The sequence below is a fragment of the Caecibacter sp. AF58-12pH5A genome, from assembly GCF_027681725.1.
Taxonomy (GTDB): domain Bacteria; phylum Bacillota; class Negativicutes; order Veillonellales; family Megasphaeraceae; genus Megasphaera; species Megasphaera hominis.
On the sequence record NZ_JAQDBC010000001.1, the window covers coordinates 52836 to 72669 of the forward strand.

Annotated in this window: 21 protein-coding genes and 1 other annotated feature; of the genes, 3 read left to right on the forward strand and 18 right to left on the reverse strand. The window is 51.2% G+C overall.

Annotated elements, in window-relative coordinates; genetic code table 11:
• Positions 1 to 246: 246 nt before the first annotated feature.
• From PGX44_RS00285 to PGX44_RS00315, 7 genes are all read right to left on the reverse strand, one after another.
• Positions 247 to 807, reverse strand: a complete 561-nt coding sequence (locus PGX44_RS00285; RefSeq protein ID WP_498853779.1) for a hemerythrin domain-containing protein — start codon at positions 805 to 807, stop codon at positions 247 to 249.
• A 17-nt stretch (positions 808 to 824) separates the two neighbouring features.
• Positions 825 to 1418, reverse strand: coding sequence for a hypothetical protein (locus PGX44_RS00290; RefSeq protein WP_498853780.1), 594 nt, complete (start codon positions 1416 to 1418; stop codon positions 825 to 827).
• Positions 1419 to 1431: 13 nt separating this feature from the next.
• Positions 1432 to 1677, reverse strand: coding sequence for a DUF1858 domain-containing protein (locus PGX44_RS00295; protein WP_186502070.1), 246 nt, complete (start codon positions 1675 to 1677; stop codon positions 1432 to 1434).
• A gap of 178 nt (positions 1678 to 1855) precedes the next feature.
• On the reverse strand, positions 1856 to 3241 hold the full coding sequence (locus PGX44_RS00300) for a sodium/glutamate symporter (protein WP_498853781.1): 1386 nt from the start codon (positions 3239 to 3241) through the stop codon (positions 1856 to 1858).
• 40 nt (positions 3242 to 3281) lie between these two features.
• Positions 3282 to 4445, reverse strand: coding sequence for an alanine dehydrogenase (locus PGX44_RS00305; RefSeq protein ID WP_186502072.1), 1164 nt, complete (start codon positions 4443 to 4445; stop codon positions 3282 to 3284).
• Between the two features lie 199 nt (positions 4446 to 4644).
• On the reverse strand, positions 4645 to 4950 hold the full coding sequence (locus PGX44_RS00310; RefSeq protein WP_289001768.1) for a rhodanese-like domain-containing protein: 306 nt from the start codon (positions 4948 to 4950) through the stop codon (positions 4645 to 4647).
• Between the two features lie 12 nt (positions 4951 to 4962).
• The gene (locus PGX44_RS00315; protein WP_498853782.1) at positions 4963 to 5352 is read right to left on the reverse strand and encodes an HI0074 family nucleotidyltransferase substrate-binding subunit; all 390 of its coding nucleotides are present in this window, start codon (positions 5350 to 5352) and stop codon (positions 4963 to 4965) included.
• Positions 5353 to 5548: 196 nt separating this feature from the next.
• Positions 5549 to 5793: a binding site (T-box leader), on the forward strand.
• Between the two features lie 76 nt (positions 5794 to 5869).
• Here PGX44_RS00315 and PGX44_RS00320 point away from each other — a divergent pair.
• Entirely contained in the window at positions 5870 to 7111 is a 1242-nt protein-coding gene (locus PGX44_RS00320; protein ID WP_498853783.1) for a YkvI family membrane protein, read from the forward strand.
• 180 nt (positions 7112 to 7291) lie between these two features.
• Here PGX44_RS00320 and PGX44_RS00325 read toward each other — a convergent pair whose 3' ends face one another.
• From PGX44_RS00325 to PGX44_RS00360, 8 genes are all read right to left on the reverse strand, one after another.
• Complete coding sequence (locus PGX44_RS00325; protein ID WP_289001766.1) at positions 7292 to 7456, reverse strand: FeoB-associated Cys-rich membrane protein; 165 nt, start codon at positions 7454 to 7456, stop codon at positions 7292 to 7294.
• Positions 7457 to 7574: 118 nt separating this feature from the next.
• The gene (gene feoB / locus PGX44_RS00330) at positions 7575 to 9965 is read right to left on the reverse strand and encodes a ferrous iron transport protein B (RefSeq protein ID WP_498853784.1); all 2391 of its coding nucleotides are present in this window, start codon (positions 9963 to 9965) and stop codon (positions 7575 to 7577) included.
• 2 nt (positions 9966 to 9967) lie between these two features.
• On the reverse strand, positions 9968 to 10213 hold the full coding sequence (locus tag PGX44_RS00335) for a FeoA family protein (protein ID WP_498853785.1): 246 nt from the start codon (positions 10211 to 10213) through the stop codon (positions 9968 to 9970).
• Between the two features lie 86 nt (positions 10214 to 10299).
• The gene (locus PGX44_RS00340) at positions 10300 to 10593 is read right to left on the reverse strand and encodes a DUF2325 domain-containing protein (protein WP_186502079.1); all 294 of its coding nucleotides are present in this window, start codon (positions 10591 to 10593) and stop codon (positions 10300 to 10302) included.
• 335 nt (positions 10594 to 10928) lie between these two features.
• Positions 10929 to 13010 (reverse strand): heavy metal translocating P-type ATPase, encoded by a 2082-nt coding sequence (locus PGX44_RS00345; RefSeq protein ID WP_498853786.1) that lies wholly within the window; start codon positions 13008 to 13010, stop codon positions 10929 to 10931.
• Position 13011: 1 nt separating this feature from the next.
• A complete protein-coding gene (locus PGX44_RS00350; RefSeq protein ID WP_498853787.1) occupies positions 13012 to 13659 on the reverse strand; it encodes an HMA2 domain-containing protein in 648 nt (215 codons plus the stop codon).
• Positions 13660 to 13665: 6 nt separating this feature from the next.
• Positions 13666 to 13944 carry an HMA2 domain-containing protein gene (locus tag PGX44_RS00355; protein ID WP_289001761.1) on the reverse strand — a complete coding sequence of 93 codons (279 nt, stop codon included), beginning with the start codon at positions 13942 to 13944 and terminating at the stop codon, positions 13666 to 13668.
• A 78-nt stretch (positions 13945 to 14022) separates the two neighbouring features.
• Positions 14023 to 14238: a 50S ribosomal protein L9 gene (locus tag PGX44_RS00360; protein WP_186502083.1), complete on the reverse strand. Its 216-nt coding sequence runs from the start codon at positions 14236 to 14238 to the stop codon at positions 14023 to 14025.
• 453 nt (positions 14239 to 14691) lie between these two features.
• Between PGX44_RS00360 and PGX44_RS00365 the strand changes: the two genes are divergently transcribed.
• Together PGX44_RS00365 and PGX44_RS00370 are read left to right on the forward strand one after the other, a co-directional pair.
• A complete protein-coding gene (locus PGX44_RS00365; RefSeq protein ID WP_288200856.1) occupies positions 14692 to 15048 on the forward strand; it encodes an ArsR/SmtB family transcription factor in 357 nt (118 codons plus the stop codon).
• A gap of 34 nt (positions 15049 to 15082) precedes the next feature.
• The gene (locus tag PGX44_RS00370) at positions 15083 to 17188 is read left to right on the forward strand and encodes a heavy metal translocating P-type ATPase (RefSeq protein WP_498853788.1); all 2106 of its coding nucleotides are present in this window, start codon (positions 15083 to 15085) and stop codon (positions 17186 to 17188) included.
• An 82-nt stretch (positions 17189 to 17270) separates the two neighbouring features.
• Here PGX44_RS00370 and PGX44_RS00375 read toward each other — a convergent pair whose 3' ends face one another.
• From PGX44_RS00375 to PGX44_RS00385, 3 genes are all read right to left on the reverse strand, one after another.
• Entirely contained in the window at positions 17271 to 18002 is a 732-nt protein-coding gene (locus PGX44_RS00375) for a hypothetical protein (RefSeq protein WP_498853789.1), read from the reverse strand.
• A 383-nt stretch (positions 18003 to 18385) separates the two neighbouring features.
• Positions 18386 to 18589, reverse strand: coding sequence for a hypothetical protein (locus tag PGX44_RS00380; RefSeq protein WP_289001758.1), 204 nt, complete (start codon positions 18587 to 18589; stop codon positions 18386 to 18388).
• 306 nt (positions 18590 to 18895) lie between these two features.
• Entirely contained in the window at positions 18896 to 19675 is a 780-nt protein-coding gene (locus PGX44_RS00385; protein ID WP_498853790.1) for a ZIP family metal transporter, read from the reverse strand.
• Positions 19676 to 19834: the final 159 nt, after the last annotated feature.

The window sequence follows — 19834 nt, forward strand, 5'->3', positions numbered from 1 at the left end:
TAAGATATATGAGGGCTTAAATCTAATATCGTTTACGAAAGGGGCAGTGCCTGGCCGGTTCCGTAGAATCGCGCTTTTTCTACCCTTCCCGGAAGAATCCTAAAGGGTGGAAAAACGTTGTACTTGAAATTTACAACATGCAGGCAGTACATAGTTAAGGGAGAGATTTTTTTCACGTAGAACAGAAATGCATGCATTTCAAAAAGTAATGTGGCGCAGTCCCCCACCGGTCCTGCGCCGCCTTACTTATGCCAAGTGATATTTTGCTTCGAGCTTGTCCAGGAGGGCCAAAGACTGGGCCGTAAAGGAGGCACTGTCTTCGGTTTCCAGGTCCCGTACAGCCGCGTCAATCTTTTCCTTTACGTCAGCCGGGAGTTCCCGTTCTGCCATAGGATAGACGACGTTATTTTCTTTTTCTACATGGACCTGCAAGCGGTTTACGTAGCCCATAGCTTCCGTCAGAATCTGCAGCTTGTATTCGGTCTGCGGATCTTCAGCGTAAAGCTTGAGTGCTTCGTTGAGGGAGCGGATATGGGCCCGGCCCAAGTCGTGTTCGACGAGCATGCCGTGGGTAATGATCGTGTTAGCCAGAGGACCGAGCTTATCGATCATTTCCGGGAACAGGACCTGTTCTTCCCGCTGGTGGTGATGGGCATCGGCGTAGTTGCGGACGAAATCGACGATATCGGCAAATTCTGCCTGGTCTACGTCAGCCCCTTCGAGGATGGAACAGCACGCCGCTTTAATGATGCGGAGCATGCGGGAAATATTTCTGTGCTGTTCAACCATGACATCTATGCTATACATGTTTTTTCTTCCTTTCCTTATGCGGCTTTACGGGAAATGACGAAAGCACCGTCTGCTTCCTGCGTAAAGGCAAAGTCCGTACCAGCCAGGAGGCCTTTGATCATGGCCTGGCGCAGGGCATAGTAGTAAGCGCCGTTTTCACCCCAGAAGGAGCTGTGAATATCCATGGCCTGCTGCCAGACAAAGCGTTCGTCTGTGCTGTCGACGACCTGGTTGACCATATCGCAGGGCATACCGTCCAACAAGAGATCATCGAGCTGATGGTATACAGCCGGGGCCGTTTCCCCACTGACGCCCTGGTTCTTGCCAAAATCGTAAGCAGCCTGTTTCAGTTTTTCTAAACGTTCCGCATGGCCTTCGACCATGGCGTTGACGAAGGCGGCATAGCGGCCTTCTGCATCGTGAATGCGGGCCTGGAGCCAGCCGTGAATGTTGGCTTCGTCAATCACTTCTTCCAGTTCCCGGCGGTCCTTCGTGCAGTATTTATCAGCCAAGTCTTCTGCAGACCAGTTGTGTACGCGGGCGTACGCCACGAGTTCATCAATCAGGGCTTCCTGAAACTGGATTTTTTTGTACAGCCAAAAATGAATCGGTCCCAAAAATGCGCTCATCTTCGTCTCCTCCTTACTGCTTGCCAGCCTGAATGGCAACGTTAACAGCCATGGCTACCTGCTGCGGATCGAGGCCGTGGACACGGCACGCATTTTCCAGGCTTTCAGCCTGCGACGACGGGCAGCCCAGGCAATGCATGCCCTGTGCAATCAGTGTATCAGCTACTTCCGGGTGCTGGCGGAGAATGTCGCCCATGAGCATATCCTGTGTAACTTTTTCATTAGCAGCAAATTTGTTTAATACGTTTTTCAGTGTCATCGTGTGTGCCTCCTATATAATGGAAATTGTATATTCAGTAGTAATGGGTATTTCTTTTCTCTTTCTGAACACAGTATAGCATGGATAAGGCCACCTTTTCCGTTGTAATCACAACACCTGACAAAATTTCTCAAAAAAAATTCCTCCCCTGCCAAAGACAGGAGAGGAACGGAAAAACTTATTCTTTGATAGCTGCTGTTTCTGCTGCTTCTGTACCGAGGCCCGGACGATGCTTGTCCGTACCGCCCCACCACCAGCCGCAGGCTTTGCAAACGACAAAGCAGGCAATGGTGAGCGCCAGGTAGAGGCCGCAGAAGAGCCAGTGCTGGCCTTGCATGAGCATAATCGGCCCGAAGGACCAGGCGAACATTTCAAAAGGCGTATTGAGAGAGCCTACAATAGCCGTATCGTTCAGGGTCTTGGACTTGTTGGCCGGATCGACAATACGCAGAAGTACGAAGCCGATGGCAAAGACACCTGTAGAATAGCCATAGACGAAGAGGGACCGTTCGAACCAGCTTTCGTTGTTCATCTGCGGACCAACGATCCAGAGCATGTACGTAACGATAATCATGCCGACGATGAGCAGCATGAGCAGCGGAATGGCGTATTCTACGACGACGTCAAGCTTGATCGAGGCAATGCCGAAGAAGACGAGGTAATCCGTTGCCGTACCGGAAATACGGCTGATGACGCGGTTGTCAATGTAGTCGTACGCCGGTGTGCGCTTCAAAATGAGGAACAAGGCGATCCCCAAGAGGAAGGCAAAGAGGTAGCTCGGCAGGTCGAGGCCTGTCTTTTTATAGACGAAGTCCATAATAAACCAGCCGGCACCGGAGCACGTCAGAAGCAGGGCGAAGTGGAAGGCCAGCGTATCCAAGGTCGTCGAGGAGATAGTTTCATCACCCATGGACTGACGGTGGTTCTTCGGAATAAGGCCGGTCCGCAAATCGCCGGAAATGTAGGAGAAATCCTTAATGTACGCCGTGTAGCCTTTGCGGGCAGCAATCTTGGTATAGATGAGGCCGCCGAAAATACCCGCTAAAAGGCCGACAGTAGCACAGGTCATACCAATGTCCTTGGCATCTTCAAAGCCCATTTCTGCCAAGGCCGAGCCGACAGCAGCTGCCGTGCCGTGACCGCCGGAAAAGCCCGACGCCAAAAGGAGGCCGAAGGAATAGTTAATATCCGGGAAGAGCTGGGAAATGACGACGATGGAGAAAATGACGGGCAGGCTGAACTGAATGGCCTGGGCCAGCGTCTTATAGCAGAAGTACGAACCGAGACGGGCTACTTCCTTTTTCATATCGTTCTTGCGGATGGAAAAGCCCTGCAGGCCAATGGCAGCAAAGATCAGGATGATCAGCGTGCCGGGATAGCTGCCCAGACCCTTGGAAAAAGGCAAAAGATCCGTATACCGGACGGCCAATGCCAAGAGGCCGGCAACCATGGCCGACGGCATGAAGAATTTCTGAATAAAGCTTACTTTACTGCGCAGGAGTTGTCCAATGAGGATAAATACGGAGGCAATAAAGAAGTCGATGAGAAAATTAGTAACGGTCACAGCGGTGTCCCCCTTTGTCAGAGTGTGCGTTGCTCAATAATTATAATTTGATGAAGTTCGTCGATTTGGAAGTCGTAGCAGCTGGTGCCGGGTCGATAGCCTGGTCCTTGATGCCCAAGATGACTTCCGGCTGGATCCACGGTTTATCCTGGATGGCGCTCGTTTCTTCGTGCGTCAGGTAACCCTTGTAGGTAACCATGGCACGGCGCAGGAAGCCGTCTTTAGCGCAAGCCTGGGCAACACCGTTGTTGATGATGCTCACAAAGTGCGGCAATACGGAAGCAGCATAGGCCTGGGATGTAGACTGGCCGCAGGCAGCAGGAATGTTGCTGACGCAGTAGTGAACGACGCCTTCTTCGATGTACGTCGGGTTGGAATGGGTCGTTTCGTGGAACGTTTCGATAGCGCCGTAGTCATTGCTGATATCGACGATAACCGAGCCTTTTTCCATGGAAGCAACCATAGAGCGGTCGATCATGTATTCTGTTGCATTCTTCGGCCAGCGGACGCAGTTATAGACAACGTCTACCGTAGGGAGAATTTTTGTCAGGTTGTAGTGGTTGGAAATCATCGTATCGATGGATTCGTGGAACTGCTGGCCCAGGCTGCGCAGGACGCCGATATTGATATCCATGACGGTGACGCGGGCACCGAGCTGCTGCAACACGCCGACACAGGCACGGCCAACCGTACCGGCACCGATGACCAGGGCGTGAATGCCGGGAGCACCACCGAAGCCGTTGACGAATTTGCCTTTACCGCCATTGCAGGACATGAGGCTTGTAAGGCCCATCATAGCGCCGATCTTACCGGCAGCTTCGCAGTTCGGCGAACCGTAGCGGTGCGAATCTTCTGCGGCAAAAGAAATGGCCTTGTGCTGCAAGAGGGCATCGACTTCTGCCGGATGGGCAGCGGGATGGATGCACGTGAAGATGATCTGGTTTTCCCGGATGAGAGGGAATTCCCGTTCTTCCAATTCTTTTACTTTGGCGACGAAATCGCAGGTTGCGTAAATATCTTCCATCGTATCTGCCAGCTTGGCGCCGGCAGCCACGTAGGCTTCATCAGCAAAGCCGGCCCCTTCGCCGGCGCCTTTTTGTACCAGCACGTCACTGCCTGTACGGGCAATCATAGCTACTTCTGCTGGTGTGGCGATGACACGGTATTCATCGGCTTTAATATCTTTTAAAATACCAAATTTCATGAATAATTCCTCCTCGAACAACTAAGGTGTATATAAAGAAAATATATAATGTCCTGTACAATTATAGTGGACATTTACAGTACTTGTCAATACAAAAGGCCTTATGTATAGTGTATACAAACATGTTCACTATACACAAAGCCTTTGATTCTTTATGCAAAATGCGATAATTCGTTTTATCGATTGCCCGGGCACTCCCCTATTTGGTCAGGCCGTAGGGCCAGTTGATGACACCACCGAAATTTTCTACGTCGGTGTAGCCCAAGTCACGCAGTTTCTTCTTCGCCTGTTCGGCACGCATGCCGGAATGGCAATAAATGAGATACTTTTGCGTTTTATCCGGCAAGGCCGCAGCAGCTGTTTCTGCCGTAATCTTTTCGTTTTCCAGCCAAATAGCGCCGGCAATATGCCCTTCCGTGTACTCGCCGGCGTGGCGTACGTCGACGGCAATGGCTTTACCTGCATCGAGCAGGGCTTTTGCTTCCTTCGTATCAAATAATTTCAAACTGCTCATCTCCTAAATAAATGTCGGTTCATAAATCACTTCGTTGGCCAAGGCCCGGAAGGCCGGCATGTAGGCCGTGCGGATCCGTTCGATGAGGGCCGGCCAGCGCGTGTCTTCGTTGCTCCTGTCATCCCGTTCGCGCATCATTTCCAGCCACAGGCTGTCATCCATAAAGGCATATTCATCGTAGGCCTCCATAATGATTTCCCGCGGTCCCGACGAGAAGAAAGCACCGCTATCGTGATGATCCAGAAGCTGGGAGAGCAAGGCCAGGGCCAGGTCAAACTGGACTTCAAACAAGTGGATCGTACCGTGTATGGCCAAGGGCGCAGGCTCTTCCGTCCCCAAGGCGGCTGTAAGGAGCTGTAACTGCTTTAGGTATCGTTCTTTTAATTCAGGCATAGTCGTATCCCTCCTTTTTTCCTAAGTATACCACAACTGTCCATATTTCACCATGTTTTTCTGTGTTTTTTTATTTCCTATATACTAGCAACTTAAAGGTTTTACTGAAACGTTTACTTTAATTTTTTAATATTTTTCAATAAATTTCCTTGACAGGCCCTGCCTGACATGCTATCATTGCCACATCAAACGTCACACAAACGCGATGAAGCAAACTAGTAGGTCTGACGAAATGTTGCAGAGAGCTGTCGGTCGGTGCGAGACAGTACAGGAAGCAGAGTGAACTCATTGCCGAGCGGCAGGGCTGAAGCAAGTAGGCCTTCCCGGGAACTCCCGTTACAGAGCATGGATATCGCCACCAGGCCGTATCCGAGAGAGCGCCTGCACGGCAGGTGAATAAGAGTGGTACCGCGGAAGGAATATACGCCTTTCGTCTCTTACGTATAAACGCAGAGAGACGAAAGGCGTTTTCGATTCTCTCTGAAAGTTCTATTCGTATCCTAAGGGGGAATCTAGTATGCCATCTGCATCTGCTGTAAAAACAGCTTCATTGAGTCTTTGCTTTTCCGTCGGTGCCGTCCTGTTCAGCTCCCACGCTGGCGGCGGCTTTGCCACTGGTAACCAAGCCAACGTCTACTTTATCAGCCTGGGCTGGCTTGGGCCTATTACGGCCATCGTCACCATGCTGCTCCTGACGCTGACCATCAAGGAAGCCATGAACATGTACAATTCTCGTCATTTAACGAGCTACAAGCAATTATTCATGAATTTGTACAGTCCCTTTAAAGCCGTAGAAGTCCTCTTTGAAGTTTTCTTCTATATCATGGTTCTCATGGCCGTCTCGGCAGCTATTTCCGGTGCCGCTTCGGCCCTGGCTGACCAGCTGGCCATCAATTACTACATTGGTGTCGTCATCGTCGGCGCCATCGTCTTTGCCCTGACCATTTTCGGTGCCGACCTGGTCCGCAAGGCTACGACCTACATGGGCATTGGCATCTTGGTCACATCCATCCTCATCTTCACCATCGGTATCTTCATGACCGGCGACGTAGCCGGTACGACGACCGTCACGGCCGCCATGGAAAATGACTTCATGGCCAATGGCTTTGCCAAATTGCCCCAGGCAATCCTCTACGCTGTAACCTACGCCGGCTTCCAGTGCGTCGTCATTCCGACCATGATCATCGTAGGCACGCCCTTGGTAACGCGTAAAAATTGTGCTACGTCCATGTGGTTCTCTTTTGCCATGAACGCCGTAGCCCTGACCTTATCGGTCTGCATGCTCTTGGGCTGGACCGGCGTCTACGGTAAATCACCCTTGCCGACCCTGACGAGCTGCCAAGCCATGGGTATGCCCTGGCTGACCGTTGTCTACAGCATTTGCCTGCTCCTCTGCCTCGTTTCGACAGGCGTTACGACAGTCTTTGGCTTCACAGCCCGTTTTTCTGAAGTACAGCCTTTGAAGAAAATCTCCCGCAGCAGTGTCATCCGCTCGGCTATCGTAACCTTCTTCATCATTCTCCTCTCTATGACCGTTTCCTTAGCCGGCCTGACGAACATCATCAAATATGGCTACGGCTACTGTGGCTACTTGGCCATTGCCATCATCATCGTTCCCTTCCTGACCGTTGGCTGGTACAAAAACAAACGCTACGCTACGGACGCAGCCTACAAGGCCCGTATCGATCAGATGAATGCCCAGCCTGAAAGCACCGAAGAATATGCACCGGTCGCTGAAACGATGAAAGAAACGATCTGATTTCGTTCCCCAGTCTCCCTGTTTCCTTACGGCCTAAGCTGTAAGGAAGCAGGGATTTTTTTCTTTATATAATACATATATATAGCTTCTTTAAAACAAACAAAAACGACCGGATCCCTGGGAGTATATCACTCCGCAGGTCTGGTCGTCTGTATAAAGGGGGAAAGACTACGCTTTCCACTACTTCTTAGGTTTCGGTGCGCAGCCGCCCGAGCAGCCGCTGCAACCGCCGCCACTGCTGCCGCAGCAGCTGGCCGTGCCCTTGAAGAGGCCGCGTACGTGCCGGCCAATATAAAACGCCGCAATCAATACGACAATGCCTACGATGATAGTAGTAATATCCATAATCTTCACGACCTTTCGCGGTGATGTAGAAGTGTCTCTTCTACACCTTCAGTATAATACAATTTACAGAGAAAAGCCAATAACCTGAAGGGCTACTGGCTTTCCTACTGTTATATTGTTACGCACCAAGTCCGGCGAGGAGAGCCAGATGGTACACAGCAAAGGCAAATACATAGGCCAGGCAAACACCAAGACCCATAGAGAAGAACATCCATTTCCAGGAGTTCGTTTCACGCTTGATAACAGCCAGGGATGCTACACAAGGCATGTAGAGCAAGCTGAATACCATGAGCGACAGGGCTACGGCCGGGTTAAAGTTTTCGTCGTTAGCCAGGTAGGTAACGAGGCTGGCTTCGTGCGTGTCATCGGCTTCTACGCTGTAAATCGTAGCCAGTGTGGAAACCATGACTTCCTTAGCAGCCGTGCAGGCTACGAGGCCAACACCGATCTTCCAATCATAGCCAAGCGGTGCAATGACCGGTTCGACGAAGTGGCCGAGGCGGGCAGCATAGCTCTGGGACAGTTTTTCCGAATTCTGCTGGTCATCGAGAGCAGCCGTCGCGTCGTCTGCTTTGACTTTCGCATCAAAGAGCGGCAGAGCCTGGGCATAGAGCGTCGGGTTCGAAGCCTGGAGATCAGCAAAAGCTTCAGGATATTCCGGCTTTTCTTCAAGAGCCTGAGCCTGAGCAACATCGGATACATCCTGTTCTTCTGCGTCAGCTTCTTCGGCTGCTGCATCGGCTGTAGTGATCATCGATTCGTACATGTTGTTCAGTGCTTCGTCATCTTCAAGGCTCTGGATACCATAGGACTGCAGGATAGCAGCCTGTTCGGTTTCCATCGTTGCCGTTACCTGTTCTTTGGCAGCGTCGAAGTCCTGGGAATATTCAACGTCCATCGGGTAGGCTGTAAGGAACCAAACGAGGATGGATGCGCCGAGAATGATCGTACCGGCTTTTTTCAGATAGAGGACGGTACGTTCCCACATGTGCATGAGCACGCCTTTGACCGTCGGAATATGATAGGGAGGTAATTCCATAACGAACGGTTCCGTTTCGCCTTTGAAAGCCGTCTTACGCAAAACGATAGTGACGCCAATGGAAACGAGAATACCGAGAATGTAGACGGCAGTAAGAACCGTACCGCCGTAGCCTGTAGCGCCAAAGAAAGCGGCGATGAACAGGGTGTAGACCGGCAAACGGGCACCGCAGCTCATGAAGGGGCACGCCAGGATGGTGACCATGCGGTCTTTTTCGTTATCCAGCGTACGGGCAGCCATGATGCCAGGCACGTTGCAGCCAAAGCCAAGGATCATGGGGATGAAGGATTTGCCGTGCAAACCGCAAGCCCGCATGACGCGGTCGATTAGGAAGGCTGCACGAGCCATATACCCCGTGTCTTCAATAAGGCTGATAAAGAAATACAAGATAATGATGAGCGGTACGAAGCTCAGTACGGAGCCAACGCCGCCGATAACGCCATCGACTACGAGGGAACGGAGCTGGTCATTGGTAATGACCGAACCGAGATAATCGCCGAGCATGCTAAAGCCCTGATCGAGCCAATCCTGCGGGTAAGCGCCCAAGTCGATAACAGATGTAAACATGAGCCACATGAGACCCAGGAAAATAGGAATCCCGAGTACGCGGTGCGTGAGCACGCGGTCGATTTTATCCGATAAGGTATCGCTGCTGCCTGTGCTGACGATGGATTCGTTGTACGCTTCAACAGCAAAACGGTGGCGGTATTCGGCAAAGCAGAATTCCAGGTCCACCTTGTTCTTTAAGGAATCGCGCAGCGTCTGGGCCATCGCCAAGATTGGTTCAGTACCTTCAATAACACGCACCTTGTTAAGCACATCCGGGTCGTTTTCCAGTAACTTGACTGCCAGCCAGCGTACAGGGTACTGGATACTGCCGTTCTTTTGAATCATATCGACGAGGCTGCGGATAGCCGGTTCGAGCTGCGGGCCATAATCGACTTCGGCGTTTTCAATGACGTCGCCTTTTTTGGCCACTTCCATGACTGCCCGCAGGAGCTCTGTCGTACCGACGTTCTTACTGCCTACGAGCGGAACTACTGTAGCGCCCAGCTTTTTACCAAGCTTTTCCAGATCGATTTTGGCACCCATGCGTTCAGCAATGTCCATCATATTGAGGCCGATAACTACAGGCCGGCCTAATTCGACGATCTGGGCAGCTAAATACAAATTACGTTCCAAGTTCGAAGCGTCCAAGACATTAACGATAATATCAGGTTTCTCATTTATAATAACATTTCTTGCGACTACTTCGTCGAGGGAACGGGCTGTCAAGCTGTATGTGCCCGGTAAATCGACAAATAAGAGGCTGTTGTTTTCGTACGTGCAGCGCCCTTCTTTTTTTTCTACAGTAACGCCGGGATAGTTGCCGACGTGCTGTTTTGCACCTGTAATATTATTGAATATCGTCGTCTTGCCGCAGTTCGGATTGCCTGCTAAGGCAATTTTAATCGTTGCTGCATTATCCATGACTACTGTCTGCCTCCTTCTACAGCTACGCTAATCATAGCTGCTTCATTCTTCCGTAACGCCAGTTCCGTCCCTTTGACTTTGATTTCAACAGGATCGCCCAAGGGCGCTACCTTTACAACAGTAATATGGGTTCCTTTGACGACGCCCATATCTACGAGACGATGCTGCACATTGCCGTGACCGGCCAGGGCTTCTACGACGCCGCTGGACCCTACTTTCATATCCGCCAATTTTACTACGCTCATCTCTTCGACACCTCCTCTGTTTGTTTCCCTTTGCTGTTTCATGCTACCAACCCAAACTGCCAGGCAGTTCAGGTCGGTCATGCTTTTTAGACTGCGCACCGCTCTGCGCGGGCCTCTAATATAGACTTTAAGGCGCTGGAGCTGCTCGTATGGGAGCGGATAACCTCCACGTTTTTACGCTGCGCCTCTTTCACTGCACAATGTACCATCCGGTGAGAGACGGTACTTGTGAACAACACTACCAGGTCAGGCGAGCCGATTTTTGACTTGAAATCGCTCGGTACCTGGGTAAACACCTTTGCCTTATAATCGAACTCTTTACAGATCGACTTATACTGGCAAACCATACAATCGTTTCCGCCAACTATGACAACACTCATTTACATCGCGCTCCTCTGCTTTGTGCTCAGTAAATAATACTCACACTTCCTTCCCCTGGTAAGATTTTGATAATCTTGTTCATTACGTTATTTAGTATATAAAATCACAAAGTAAATGTCAATACTTATTTTCATTTTCACTCGTTAGTTTATCGTTTATGTGAGAAATAGGTATATATGCATGTTTATGGTTTACTATATCTCATTGCTTTTTCTATTATTGATATTTACTATAAAAATAAACGGCACCATTCGTAACATACTAGTTCGCGTAACGGTGCCGTTTGTTATTAAACATATTGTTTTGCACTAATAATTATTATCCGTATTGAAAGTTAAACCCGTTTTACTGCCGGTTTCAAGATACGGACGCTATTCATGACGACAGCCAGGGTTGCCGTGTTGTGGATGACGGCTGCCCAGAGCGGGCTAATACGGCCTAAGGCTCCCAGGATCATAGCCGCCGAGTTGACGATAATCGTGGCTGTGAAGTTCTGGTTAATAATGCCCATGGTCTGGCGGCCAATAGCCAAGGCGTCGTAGAGCTTGGCCGGGTCTTCCGACTGAATGGTAATGGCTGCCGATTCAGCGGCAATATCGGTCTTGTTGCCACCCAGGCTGACACCGATATCGGCAAAGGCCAGAGCCGGCGCATCATTAATGCCGTCGCCAACCATCATGACGTCGCCCCGTTTCTGGAGCTTCATGACGTAGTTGGCCTTATCTTCCGGCAGAATTTCTGCGTGGTACGAATCGATATCAAGGTTGCGGGCTACTTCTGCTGCCACTTCCTTCGAATCACCGGTAAGCATGACGATTTCGTCGATGCCCAGGCGGCGCATGCGATTGAGTGTTTTCTTCATGGCCGGACGGACGGGGTCGAGAATAGCCAGGGTACCCAGGAATGCACCGTTACGGGAAATATAGAGCAGGTTCTTGCCGTTTTGTTTATCCGTTAATTCCGGCAGGCCGGTTACCGCCTGTTCCTGCATGAAGCGGCGGCTGCCGACGAGAATTTCCCCGCCTGTATAGCCTTCGAAATCCGGCACGATAGCACGCATGCCGCGGGCGACGATGGTTTCCGAATCGCTGTGGGACGGCGTCGTCCAGTGGTTAGCCTTGACGTATTTCTGGATGGCTACAGCCAAGGGATGGACGGAGTGCATTTCTGCCGAAGCAGCCAAGAGGATCAGTTCCTTTTCGTCGACGCCTTCAGCCGTGACGATCTGCTGAATCTGCGGTGTACCCATGGTGATAGTACCGGTCTTATCGAGGACGATCGTATCGATATGAGCCAGGTTTTCAATGTAGTTACCACCTTTGATGAGGATCCCCTTGCGGGCTGCGACGCCGATAGCGGCGGAAATAGCCGTAGCCGTCGAGAGCTTGAGGCCGCACGAGAAGTCGATAAAGAGCAGGTTCAGTACGCGCTGCCAATCCTTCGTAGCGCCGTAAACGATAGCTGCGCCGATAAAGGAGACAGGTACGAGCATATTAGCCATCTTGTCGGCGAAGTTCTGTACCGGCGCTTTGCGGGTCTGGGCTTCTTCGACGAGGTGGATAATCTGAGCCAGGGACGTATCGTCGCCGACCTTTTCAACGGTTACGACGAGAGCACCGGCTTCGACGACACTGCCGGCGTAGACGAAGGAACCCTTCTGCTTAATAGCCGGATTCGATTCACCCGTGACGGACGCCTGGTTAACAGCGGCGTTACCGCTCAGGACACGGCCATCGACGCAGATCTTTTCGCCTAAATGGACGGCAATCTGGTCGCCTACCTTCAGGGATTCGACAGGCACCTTGCGTTCCTTGCCGTTTTCAATGAGCCAGACATCGCGCTGGTCAAGCTTGAGGAGGCCGGAAATCTGTTTGCGCGCCCGTTCAGCTGCGTATTCGGTCAGCATTTCAGCGCTGTTGGAAAGGGCCAGCAGGGTCAGGCTCGATTCGGGCTTGCCGGCGACGACAGAAGCGATAACGGCTGTAGCCGTGAGCGTATCGGCGTTGGCCTGATGGTCGCGGACGACGCCCATGACGCCATTCTGGATGAAGCGGCGGGCAATAAAGAGCGTAAAGAGACGGCGGAATAAGAGCATGGATTCATAAAATTCCGGGTTCGTCTTGCGCACAATATTCATGGCTATAAAACCGCCTACAGAAAGGATGGCTTCACGTTTGTACGAGCCTACGTCGAGTTCCTTATGTTCATCGGCCTCTTTGCCATAGGTCTTTTCAAAGCTGCGCAGAAGCGGCATCACCTGCTGAGGCTGGAAAGGCTTTTGGTAATAAATGGTTACCAGGCGGCCATCCGTCGACGCAGCGGCTACACCAGGAAGCTGCCGCACGCGGGCACCCAGGAAGGGACGAATGCGTACGGGAATTTCTGCGCGGAGCCGTAATTTTACACAATTGAACATATTATTTCCCCCTTAAGAGACTAGCAGCCCACCAAAGCATTTGCGGGCCCGACGCACGCTGATCCATCATGACGATCTTGCGGATACCCCGGACGATAAAAGCCAAGGCGACAAGAGAGCGCAGGTCGAGGACGTTATGCGTACCGCCGGAAATGACCTTACTGAACTCATTACATACGTCAGTAGCGGTCTTGCGGAAATCGGGGGTCGGCTTTTTATCCTGGCCGGCCAGTGTATCGAGCTGCTTCAAAAGGTCTTCGCCCGGCAGTTTGACAGCAAAGACTTCTTCTGAGAGCACCTTTTCAATCGTATTCAGTGTCGCTTCATCGCCTAAGATGAGGAGGCTCCCTGTGACGGGATTGACTTCTACGCGCTGTACGCCGGACATCTTATAGAGCGATTCGGCAACGAGCTGATCGAGTGCGGCGTTGCGCACGAGACTGGCAGCGCGATACCGGCGGCGGCCTAAGCTGGCCGATACACGTGTAAAAACAGGTACCGGTGCAGCCGGGCGGACAGGGGCCGTACGAACTCGGCCTGCCTGGACGGGACGGGCTGCCTTGGGCACATGGGGATAGCGGGAGTCAAAGAACTGATGAATGGACTTCCCGATGGAAGCGCCAATCATAAAACCGGAAACATAGGACATAGTATGTTATCTCCTTTCAAGATGCTTGACTACATACTGCTCCATCTGGGCCAGTTCGTGATTTGCCCGCAGCAGTGTAGGCTGGTATTGAATGAGTACCGAGCCAGTCAACACATTGATATCGACAGATTCTATTTCGTGATACGCTGAGATATACGCGTGTACCTGTTTGCAAAGGGCATGGTTGCCAATGAGGCGTTTACTATGCAAGCGGATACGGCCAGGGATGTATGACGACACCTGGACAGAACGCAGGATAAAATCCCATTTTGAAAATGATAGCATAGAGTAAGTTACCTTTCGTACTAAAGGAACAGAAAAAGAACTGCCCCGGCTACGAGACAGTCCTTTGTACGTTTCCGGTTATTTTGCTGCAGCTTCCTGTGCGGCGATCATGTCTTCCAGTTCTTCTTTCTGACGCTGTAATTCTGCCAAAGGAACGTTAGCCGACGCGCTTGTGGCTGCAGGCTGCTGCAGAGCCAAAAGCTGTTGTTCCCGTTCTACCATGAGCTTGTAACCGAAAATACCAGCTAATACACCAACACCTAAACCGATCCAAAAATCCTGATTCTGAAACATACGGTACATCTCCTTTTGATGAGCTGGCGCTAATACTAAAGATTACGTCAGCCGTCTCTTGTATTGATAACCTCTTACAAAATTTATTATAACCGAAAGCAGGAATTATTGTCAATAATATTTGAGGATCTTGTATTTACTTTTTTCGTTATAATCTATAAACCTAGTGTTTACAGGCTATAGCAGAGAATTTTTAAGGAATTCTTAAACTTTTATTTAACCATCTATATACACATAGTTTTATCAAAACCGGTAAATTTATTGATAATATTCTGTGTATAAAACGTTTAATCCTGTGTGAAAGCTTCTTTATTCTCGTGCTTTTTTCTAATAGATGAAAACAGGGAAAACAAAAAGATCTTTCACCCATTGACATTTCTTTCACAACCTTGTAAGCTATAGGTAGAGAAACAAATGAATAGTTGTTCATATGTTACATTGGGAGGAACAAACATGGCAAACCAAGCTCCTGTCTGTGATTGCGACGTCATCCACCAAGACGTAGTCGATGACGTCCAGTCCCAGCTGCTGCCACGGGCAGAATATAATCACTTGGCGGCACTGTTCAAGCTCTTCAGCGATCCCACACGGGTAAAGCTCCTGTCGGCCCTGGAATGTCACGAATTGTGCGTCTGTGATTTAGCCGTACTGTTAAACGTCACCAAATCAGCTGTATCACACCAGCTCAAGGTCCTGCGCATGGGCAAGCTCGTCACGTATCGCCGGGACGGGCAGATCGTCTACTATTCCTTAGCCGACGATCACGTGCGCACCCTCCTCGATATGGCGCGGGAACACGTGCACGAATAAGGAAATGCCCACAGGAAGAAAGGAAGTGCTCAGCATGGAAAAAACATTTTTATTAAAGGGCCTCGATTGCCCGAACTGCTCTGCCAAGATCGAAGAGGAAGTAGGCAGTTTGTCCGGCATTACTGCGTCGGCAGTCAATCTCATGCGTCAAACCCTGACCATTTCTGTCGATGCCGACGCAGAAGCAGCCGTCTTGCCGCAGATTGAAAAGATCGTCCACACGCACGAACCGGACATCGAAATTATCGACACGTCCCATAGCGCCGCTCAGGATGACGACGAAGAGGAGGAAGAAGGACCGATGCGCAAGCAGCGTCTCATCGCCGGTGCTATCCTCTACGCCGCCGTGCTCGTAGGCCATGCCTTTTTCGGCCTTTCTGACACGCTATACCTGGCCGTCCTCGTCGCCGCCTACGTCATCCTCGGCTATGACGTCGTGCTCCAGGCCTTGAAAAATATCCGTCACGGCCGCGTCTTCGACGAACATTTTCTCATGAGCTTGTCTACCATCGGTGCCTTCGTCATTGGCGAATACCCTGAAGCCGTTGCGGTTATGCTCTTCTATCAGGTCGGTGAATTATTCCAGGATCAGGCTGTCGATAATTCGCGCCACTCCATCAAGTCCCTCCTCGACATCCGCCCCGATACGGCTCACGTCCGTCAAGGGAACGATATCGTTACGGTCCCGTCGGGCAGCGTTGCCATCGGCTCGACCATCGTCGTCCAGCCGGGCGAACGAATTCCTATTGACGGCACGGTCCTTGCCGGCACAGCCTTGGTCGATACGAAGGGCTTGACAGGGGAAGCCGTACCGCGCCGCGTAGAAGCCGGCGACGAAGCCCTGTCGGGCTGCATTTCCACAGACGGCATGCTGGAAATCGAAACGACCCACAGCTTTGGCGAATCAACAGCCAGCAAGGTCATCGATCTCGTAGAAAACGCAGCCGCCCGTAAGGCGCCGATGGAACGGTTCATTACCCGTTTCTGCCGCTACTATACGCCGGCTGTCGTCATCGGTGCCGTCTTCCTGGCTGCCGTACCGCCCCTTTTCTTTGGTGGCGTCTGGACAGACTGGATCATGCGTTCCTTCGTCTTCCTCGTCATCTCTTGCCCGTGTGCCCTGGTCGTTTCCATTCCCCTGACCTTCTTTAGCGGCATTGGCGCAGCGTCCCGCAAGGGCATTCTCGTCAAGGGCAGCAACTACCTGGAAGCCTTAGCCCAGGTCGATACGATCGTCTTCGATAAAACCGGTACGCTTACAAAGGGTACCTTTGAGGTAACAAATATCGCTACTGCAGCAGGTGTCAGCAAGGATACACTCCTCCACTACGCAGCTCTTGCCGAATGTGGCTCCCGCCACCCCATTGCCACATCCATTATGGAAGCCTACGGCAGCACACCGGACCGCAGTGAACTCGCAGCGTACTGCGAAAAGAGCGGCCGCGGCATTTGCGCCACCTGGCAGGGTAAGGAAATCCTCGCCGGCAACGCCCGCCTCTTGCAGGAAGCAGCCATTCCTTTTACGGAAAATGAAGAAACGGGTACCAAGGTCTATGTAGCCGTCGACGGTACCTATATGGGCTGCCTGGTCATTGCCGATGAAGTCAAAGAAGACAGCCAGAAGGCTATTGCAGAGCTCAAGAAAAAAGGCGTTTCCCAAACGGTCATGCTCACAGGCGACAGCAAAGCCATCGCCACGGCTATTGCCAAGAAGCTGGGCTTGGACAAATGCTTTGCCCAGCTCTTGCCGGCAGAAAAGGTAGAACGTTTGGAAGAACTCGATGCGGCGAAGAAACCCGGCAAAAAACTGGCCTTCGTCGGCGACGGGATTAACGATGCACCGGTGCTGGCCCGGGCTGACGTAGGCATCGCCATGGGTGCTCTTGGCTCAGACGCCGCCATCGAAGCCGCCGACGTCATCCTCATGACGGACGAACCGTCGAAGATTCCGGAAGCTATGAACATTGCTAAAGCGACGCGGGCTATTGCCACGCAGAATATCGTCTTCGCTATTGGCATTAAAGGTCTCTTCCTTCTCCTCGGGGCTCTCGGTATTGCCGGCATGTGGGAAGCCGTCTTCGGTGATGTCGGCGTCCTCATCCTGGCCGTCCTCAATTCCATGCGGGCTATGCGCGCATAACTCCTGTACGGCATTTCCTTTTACGCATACAAAAAGTGGCTTCGCGAAACTCCTGTATTCGCGAAGCCACTTTTTTGTTGTACTAGAGCAGGGCCAGACAGACCGAAAGGATGGCGCCCATGCCGATAATACCGGCCAAGGTCCATTTGCGACGTGAGGCCTGGTCCTTTTTTTCCTGTTCTTCTAGGGCCGCTTCCAGGGCTGCCAGACGTTTTTCCTGGTCTGCATTTTGGGAACGGAGATTTTTGACAGCCGCCGTGAGGGCCGCTACTTCTTTTTCTAAGGATACCTGCTTTTCTTCCTGCGCTGCCAGACCGGCACAGAGGTGGAACTGGTTTTGCAGCTGTTGCACGACGCCCAGGAGTTCGCGTCGTACGAGTTCCGACAGGTCCTTGCCGTCCGGTCCATAGAGTTTTTCTTCCAGTTCGTGCAAGACAGTCTGACAGGACTCTTCATCGACTGCACCTAAGGCAAAGAGATACTTCGTCAGCTCGCCGACGCGTTCCTGATAATCGAAGGAAACGCGCTGGGCCTGGGCGGTGGTCACTTGGGCATCGGCCAAGGTGCTCACGGCGCCTTGGAGACGGCGGATGGCATCGCCGTGATTGTGGAAAATAAACCACGACCGGCGCGTGCGCTGGGCATTGTCGGCTGTACTCTTGGCTGCTTCGGCATAGCGCCCGGCCCGGCGTACTTGCCCTTTGAGGGACTGGAGCTCCTTGAAAATAGCCCCGATGACCTCAGGCAGTTCAGAAACGGCCGGCGTCAGTTTGGGCGGCAACACGGCCCGTGGTACAAGAACATCTTCACTCATGTTTTTTTCAACTCCTTTTGTTGGCTTTTGGAATGGCAGATTGGCTACAGGATTGAAATGTCTTCAATCCTGTAGTAGTAACGGCGTAGCATGCACACAGGCATGCTACGCTATCCCCGTTGCTAAAGCAACGGGTACTTTCGTCCCCTTCCGGTACTCCTCTTCCCTGGGATGAGTACCGGAACCGTGACATGCCACTGGCATGTCACCACCTTCATGCGGCCTTATCGCGGCCACATGAAGTGTAATCAACGTTATGACTACTAATTTCGCCTCTATCCCCGGCTTCGCCGGGACTTTCCCCCCAGGGAAAGCAAAAACCGGCGTGCAGAATACACTCTGCCGCCGGTTTTTGTTTTTTTCTTATAATGCCGTTTTTCTAATTACTGTACAGACTGAGCTGCGATCATGTCTTCCAGTGCTTCTTTCTGACGCTGTAATTCTTCCAAGGAAGGTGCTGCTGCAGGAACTGCGGGCTGCTGGAGGGCCAGAAGCTGCTGTTCTCTCTGCTGGATCATTTTGTAACCAAAAATACCAGCTACTACACCAATACCTAAACCAAGCCAAAAATTCGTGTTCTGAAACATGAAAATCCTCTCCTATCCACTAGCAACAATAATATGCGGGCCCTTGTTTTCTCTCTCGACATGGGTCTTACTCATTATACACAGCAAAATCAAAGAATGTCAATGATAAAAAGACTCTTTTCACATTATATAGGTTTTTACTTATTTCATATAAGAGACGGGAATACGGGACATTTTAAGAATATATATTAATATATTTATGAAACGTCAATATAATTCTTAATATTTTATCATGCGCATTCTCTTTACGATGGATTAAATGAGAAATTATATCATCTCTCATTATAATAAAAACCTATGTACCTATCATCCCAAGGCCGTGTCGAGAGCCATCATGATGGTGAAGCCCAGGGAAAAGGACAGGACGCCCAGATCAGAATGCGGTCCTGCAGACATTTCCGGAATCAGCTCTTCGACGACGACGTAGAGCATGGCACCGGCAGCAAAGCTGAGCAGATATGGCAAGACCGGAACGACGAAGGCTGCCGCTAAGATGGTAATGCCAGCGCCAATGGGCTCGACAATACCGGAGAGGACGCCGCCGGCAAAGGACCGCCAACGGCTTAAGCCGGCACTCTTAAGGGGCATGGAAATGATAGCGCCTTCAGGGAAATTCTGAATCGCAATGCCCAGCGCCAAGGTGAATACACCGGCCAGGGTGAGGCCGCTTTCACCGCTCAAATACCCGGCGCAGACGACGCCGACAGCCATGCCTTCAGGAATGTTGTGCAGCGTCACAGCCAGAACCAGCATGGTCGTCCGTTGTAAATGACTGTGCAGGCCTTCTGCCTGCTGGCTGTGTAAATGAAGATGAGGAATAATGTGGTCCAAGGCGAGGAGCAAGAAAATGCCCAGCCAAAAACCAATGACGACAGGCACAAAGGCCAGCTGTCCCCACGCAGCGCTGAGATCGAGAGAGGGTAAGAGGAGACTCCATACGGACGCAGCAACCATGACACCGGCGGCAAAACCGGTCAAGACGCGTTGTACCGAAAGAGACAGCTCATGAGTCAAAAAAAAGACACAGGCAGCACCGAGGGATGTCCCCAGAAAAGGCAGGACAAGACTTTGTAGCATTGCTTCCATATGACACAACCTTCCTTTCTTTTTATTTTACTGAAAAACTAACGATTGTCAATATCAATAATCATGTTCTTTTCTCTTACAAGGGTATTACGAAATTCTATCTCATAATTTTATATAGCTATCGCTATAAAATTATTCCGTCACACTCATAAAAAATTA

What these genes read in the sequence shown, in the direction of transcription:
- PGX44_RS00355 (WP_289001761.1), bottom strand. Translation starts at nt 13,944, where the DNA reads ATGCTATCATTTTCAAAATGGGATTTTATCCTGCGTTCTGTCCAGGTG.
- PGX44_RS00335 (WP_498853785.1), bottom strand. Translation starts at nt 10,213, where the DNA reads ATGAGCGTAGTAAAATTGGCGGATATGAAAGTAGGGTCCAGCGGCGTC.
- feoB (WP_498853784.1), bottom strand. Translation starts at nt 9,965, where the DNA reads ATGGATAATGCAGCAACGATTAAAATTGCCTTAGCAGGCAATCCGAAC.
- PGX44_RS00345 (WP_498853786.1), bottom strand. Translation starts at nt 13,010, where the DNA reads ATGTTCAATTGTGTAAAATTACGGCTCCGCGCAGAAATTCCCGTACGC.
- PGX44_RS00305 (WP_186502072.1), bottom strand. Translation starts at nt 4,445, where the DNA reads ATGAAATTTGGTATTTTAAAAGATATTAAAGCCGATGAATACCGTGTC.
- PGX44_RS00325 (WP_289001766.1), bottom strand. Translation starts at nt 7,456, where the DNA reads ATGGATATTACTACTATCATCGTAGGCATTGTCGTATTGATTGCGGCG.
- PGX44_RS00315 (WP_498853782.1), bottom strand. Translation starts at nt 5,352, where the DNA reads ATGCCTGAATTAAAAGAACGATACCTAAAGCAGTTACAGCTCCTTACA.
- PGX44_RS00370 (WP_498853788.1), top strand. Translation starts at nt 15,083, where the DNA reads ATGGAAAAAACATTTTTATTAAAGGGCCTCGATTGCCCGAACTGCTCT.
- PGX44_RS00365 (WP_288200856.1), top strand. Translation starts at nt 14,692, where the DNA reads ATGGCAAACCAAGCTCCTGTCTGTGATTGCGACGTCATCCACCAAGAC.
- PGX44_RS00360 (WP_186502083.1), bottom strand. Translation starts at nt 14,238, where the DNA reads ATGTTTCAGAATCAGGATTTTTGGATCGGTTTAGGTGTTGGTGTATTA.
- PGX44_RS00340 (WP_186502079.1), bottom strand. Translation starts at nt 10,593, where the DNA reads ATGAGTGTTGTCATAGTTGGCGGAAACGATTGTATGGTTTGCCAGTAT.
- PGX44_RS00290 (WP_498853780.1), bottom strand. Translation starts at nt 1,418, where the DNA reads ATGAGCGCATTTTTGGGACCGATTCATTTTTGGCTGTACAAAAAAATC.
- PGX44_RS00285 (WP_498853779.1), bottom strand. Translation starts at nt 807, where the DNA reads ATGTATAGCATAGATGTCATGGTTGAACAGCACAGAAATATTTCCCGC.
- PGX44_RS00295 (WP_186502070.1), bottom strand. Translation starts at nt 1,677, where the DNA reads ATGACACTGAAAAACGTATTAAACAAATTTGCTGCTAATGAAAAAGTT.
- PGX44_RS00385 (WP_498853790.1), bottom strand. Translation starts at nt 19,675, where the DNA reads ATGGAAGCAATGCTACAAAGTCTTGTCCTGCCTTTTCTGGGGACATCC.
- PGX44_RS00350 (WP_498853787.1), bottom strand. Translation starts at nt 13,659, where the DNA reads ATGTCCTATGTTTCCGGTTTTATGATTGGCGCTTCCATCGGGAAGTCC.
- PGX44_RS00380 (WP_289001758.1), bottom strand. Translation starts at nt 18,589, where the DNA reads ATGTTTCAGAACACGAATTTTTGGCTTGGTTTAGGTATTGGTGTAGTA.
- PGX44_RS00320 (WP_498853783.1), top strand. Translation starts at nt 5,870, where the DNA reads ATGCCATCTGCATCTGCTGTAAAAACAGCTTCATTGAGTCTTTGCTTT.
- PGX44_RS00375 (WP_498853789.1), bottom strand. Translation starts at nt 18,002, where the DNA reads ATGAGTGAAGATGTTCTTGTACCACGGGCCGTGTTGCCGCCCAAACTG.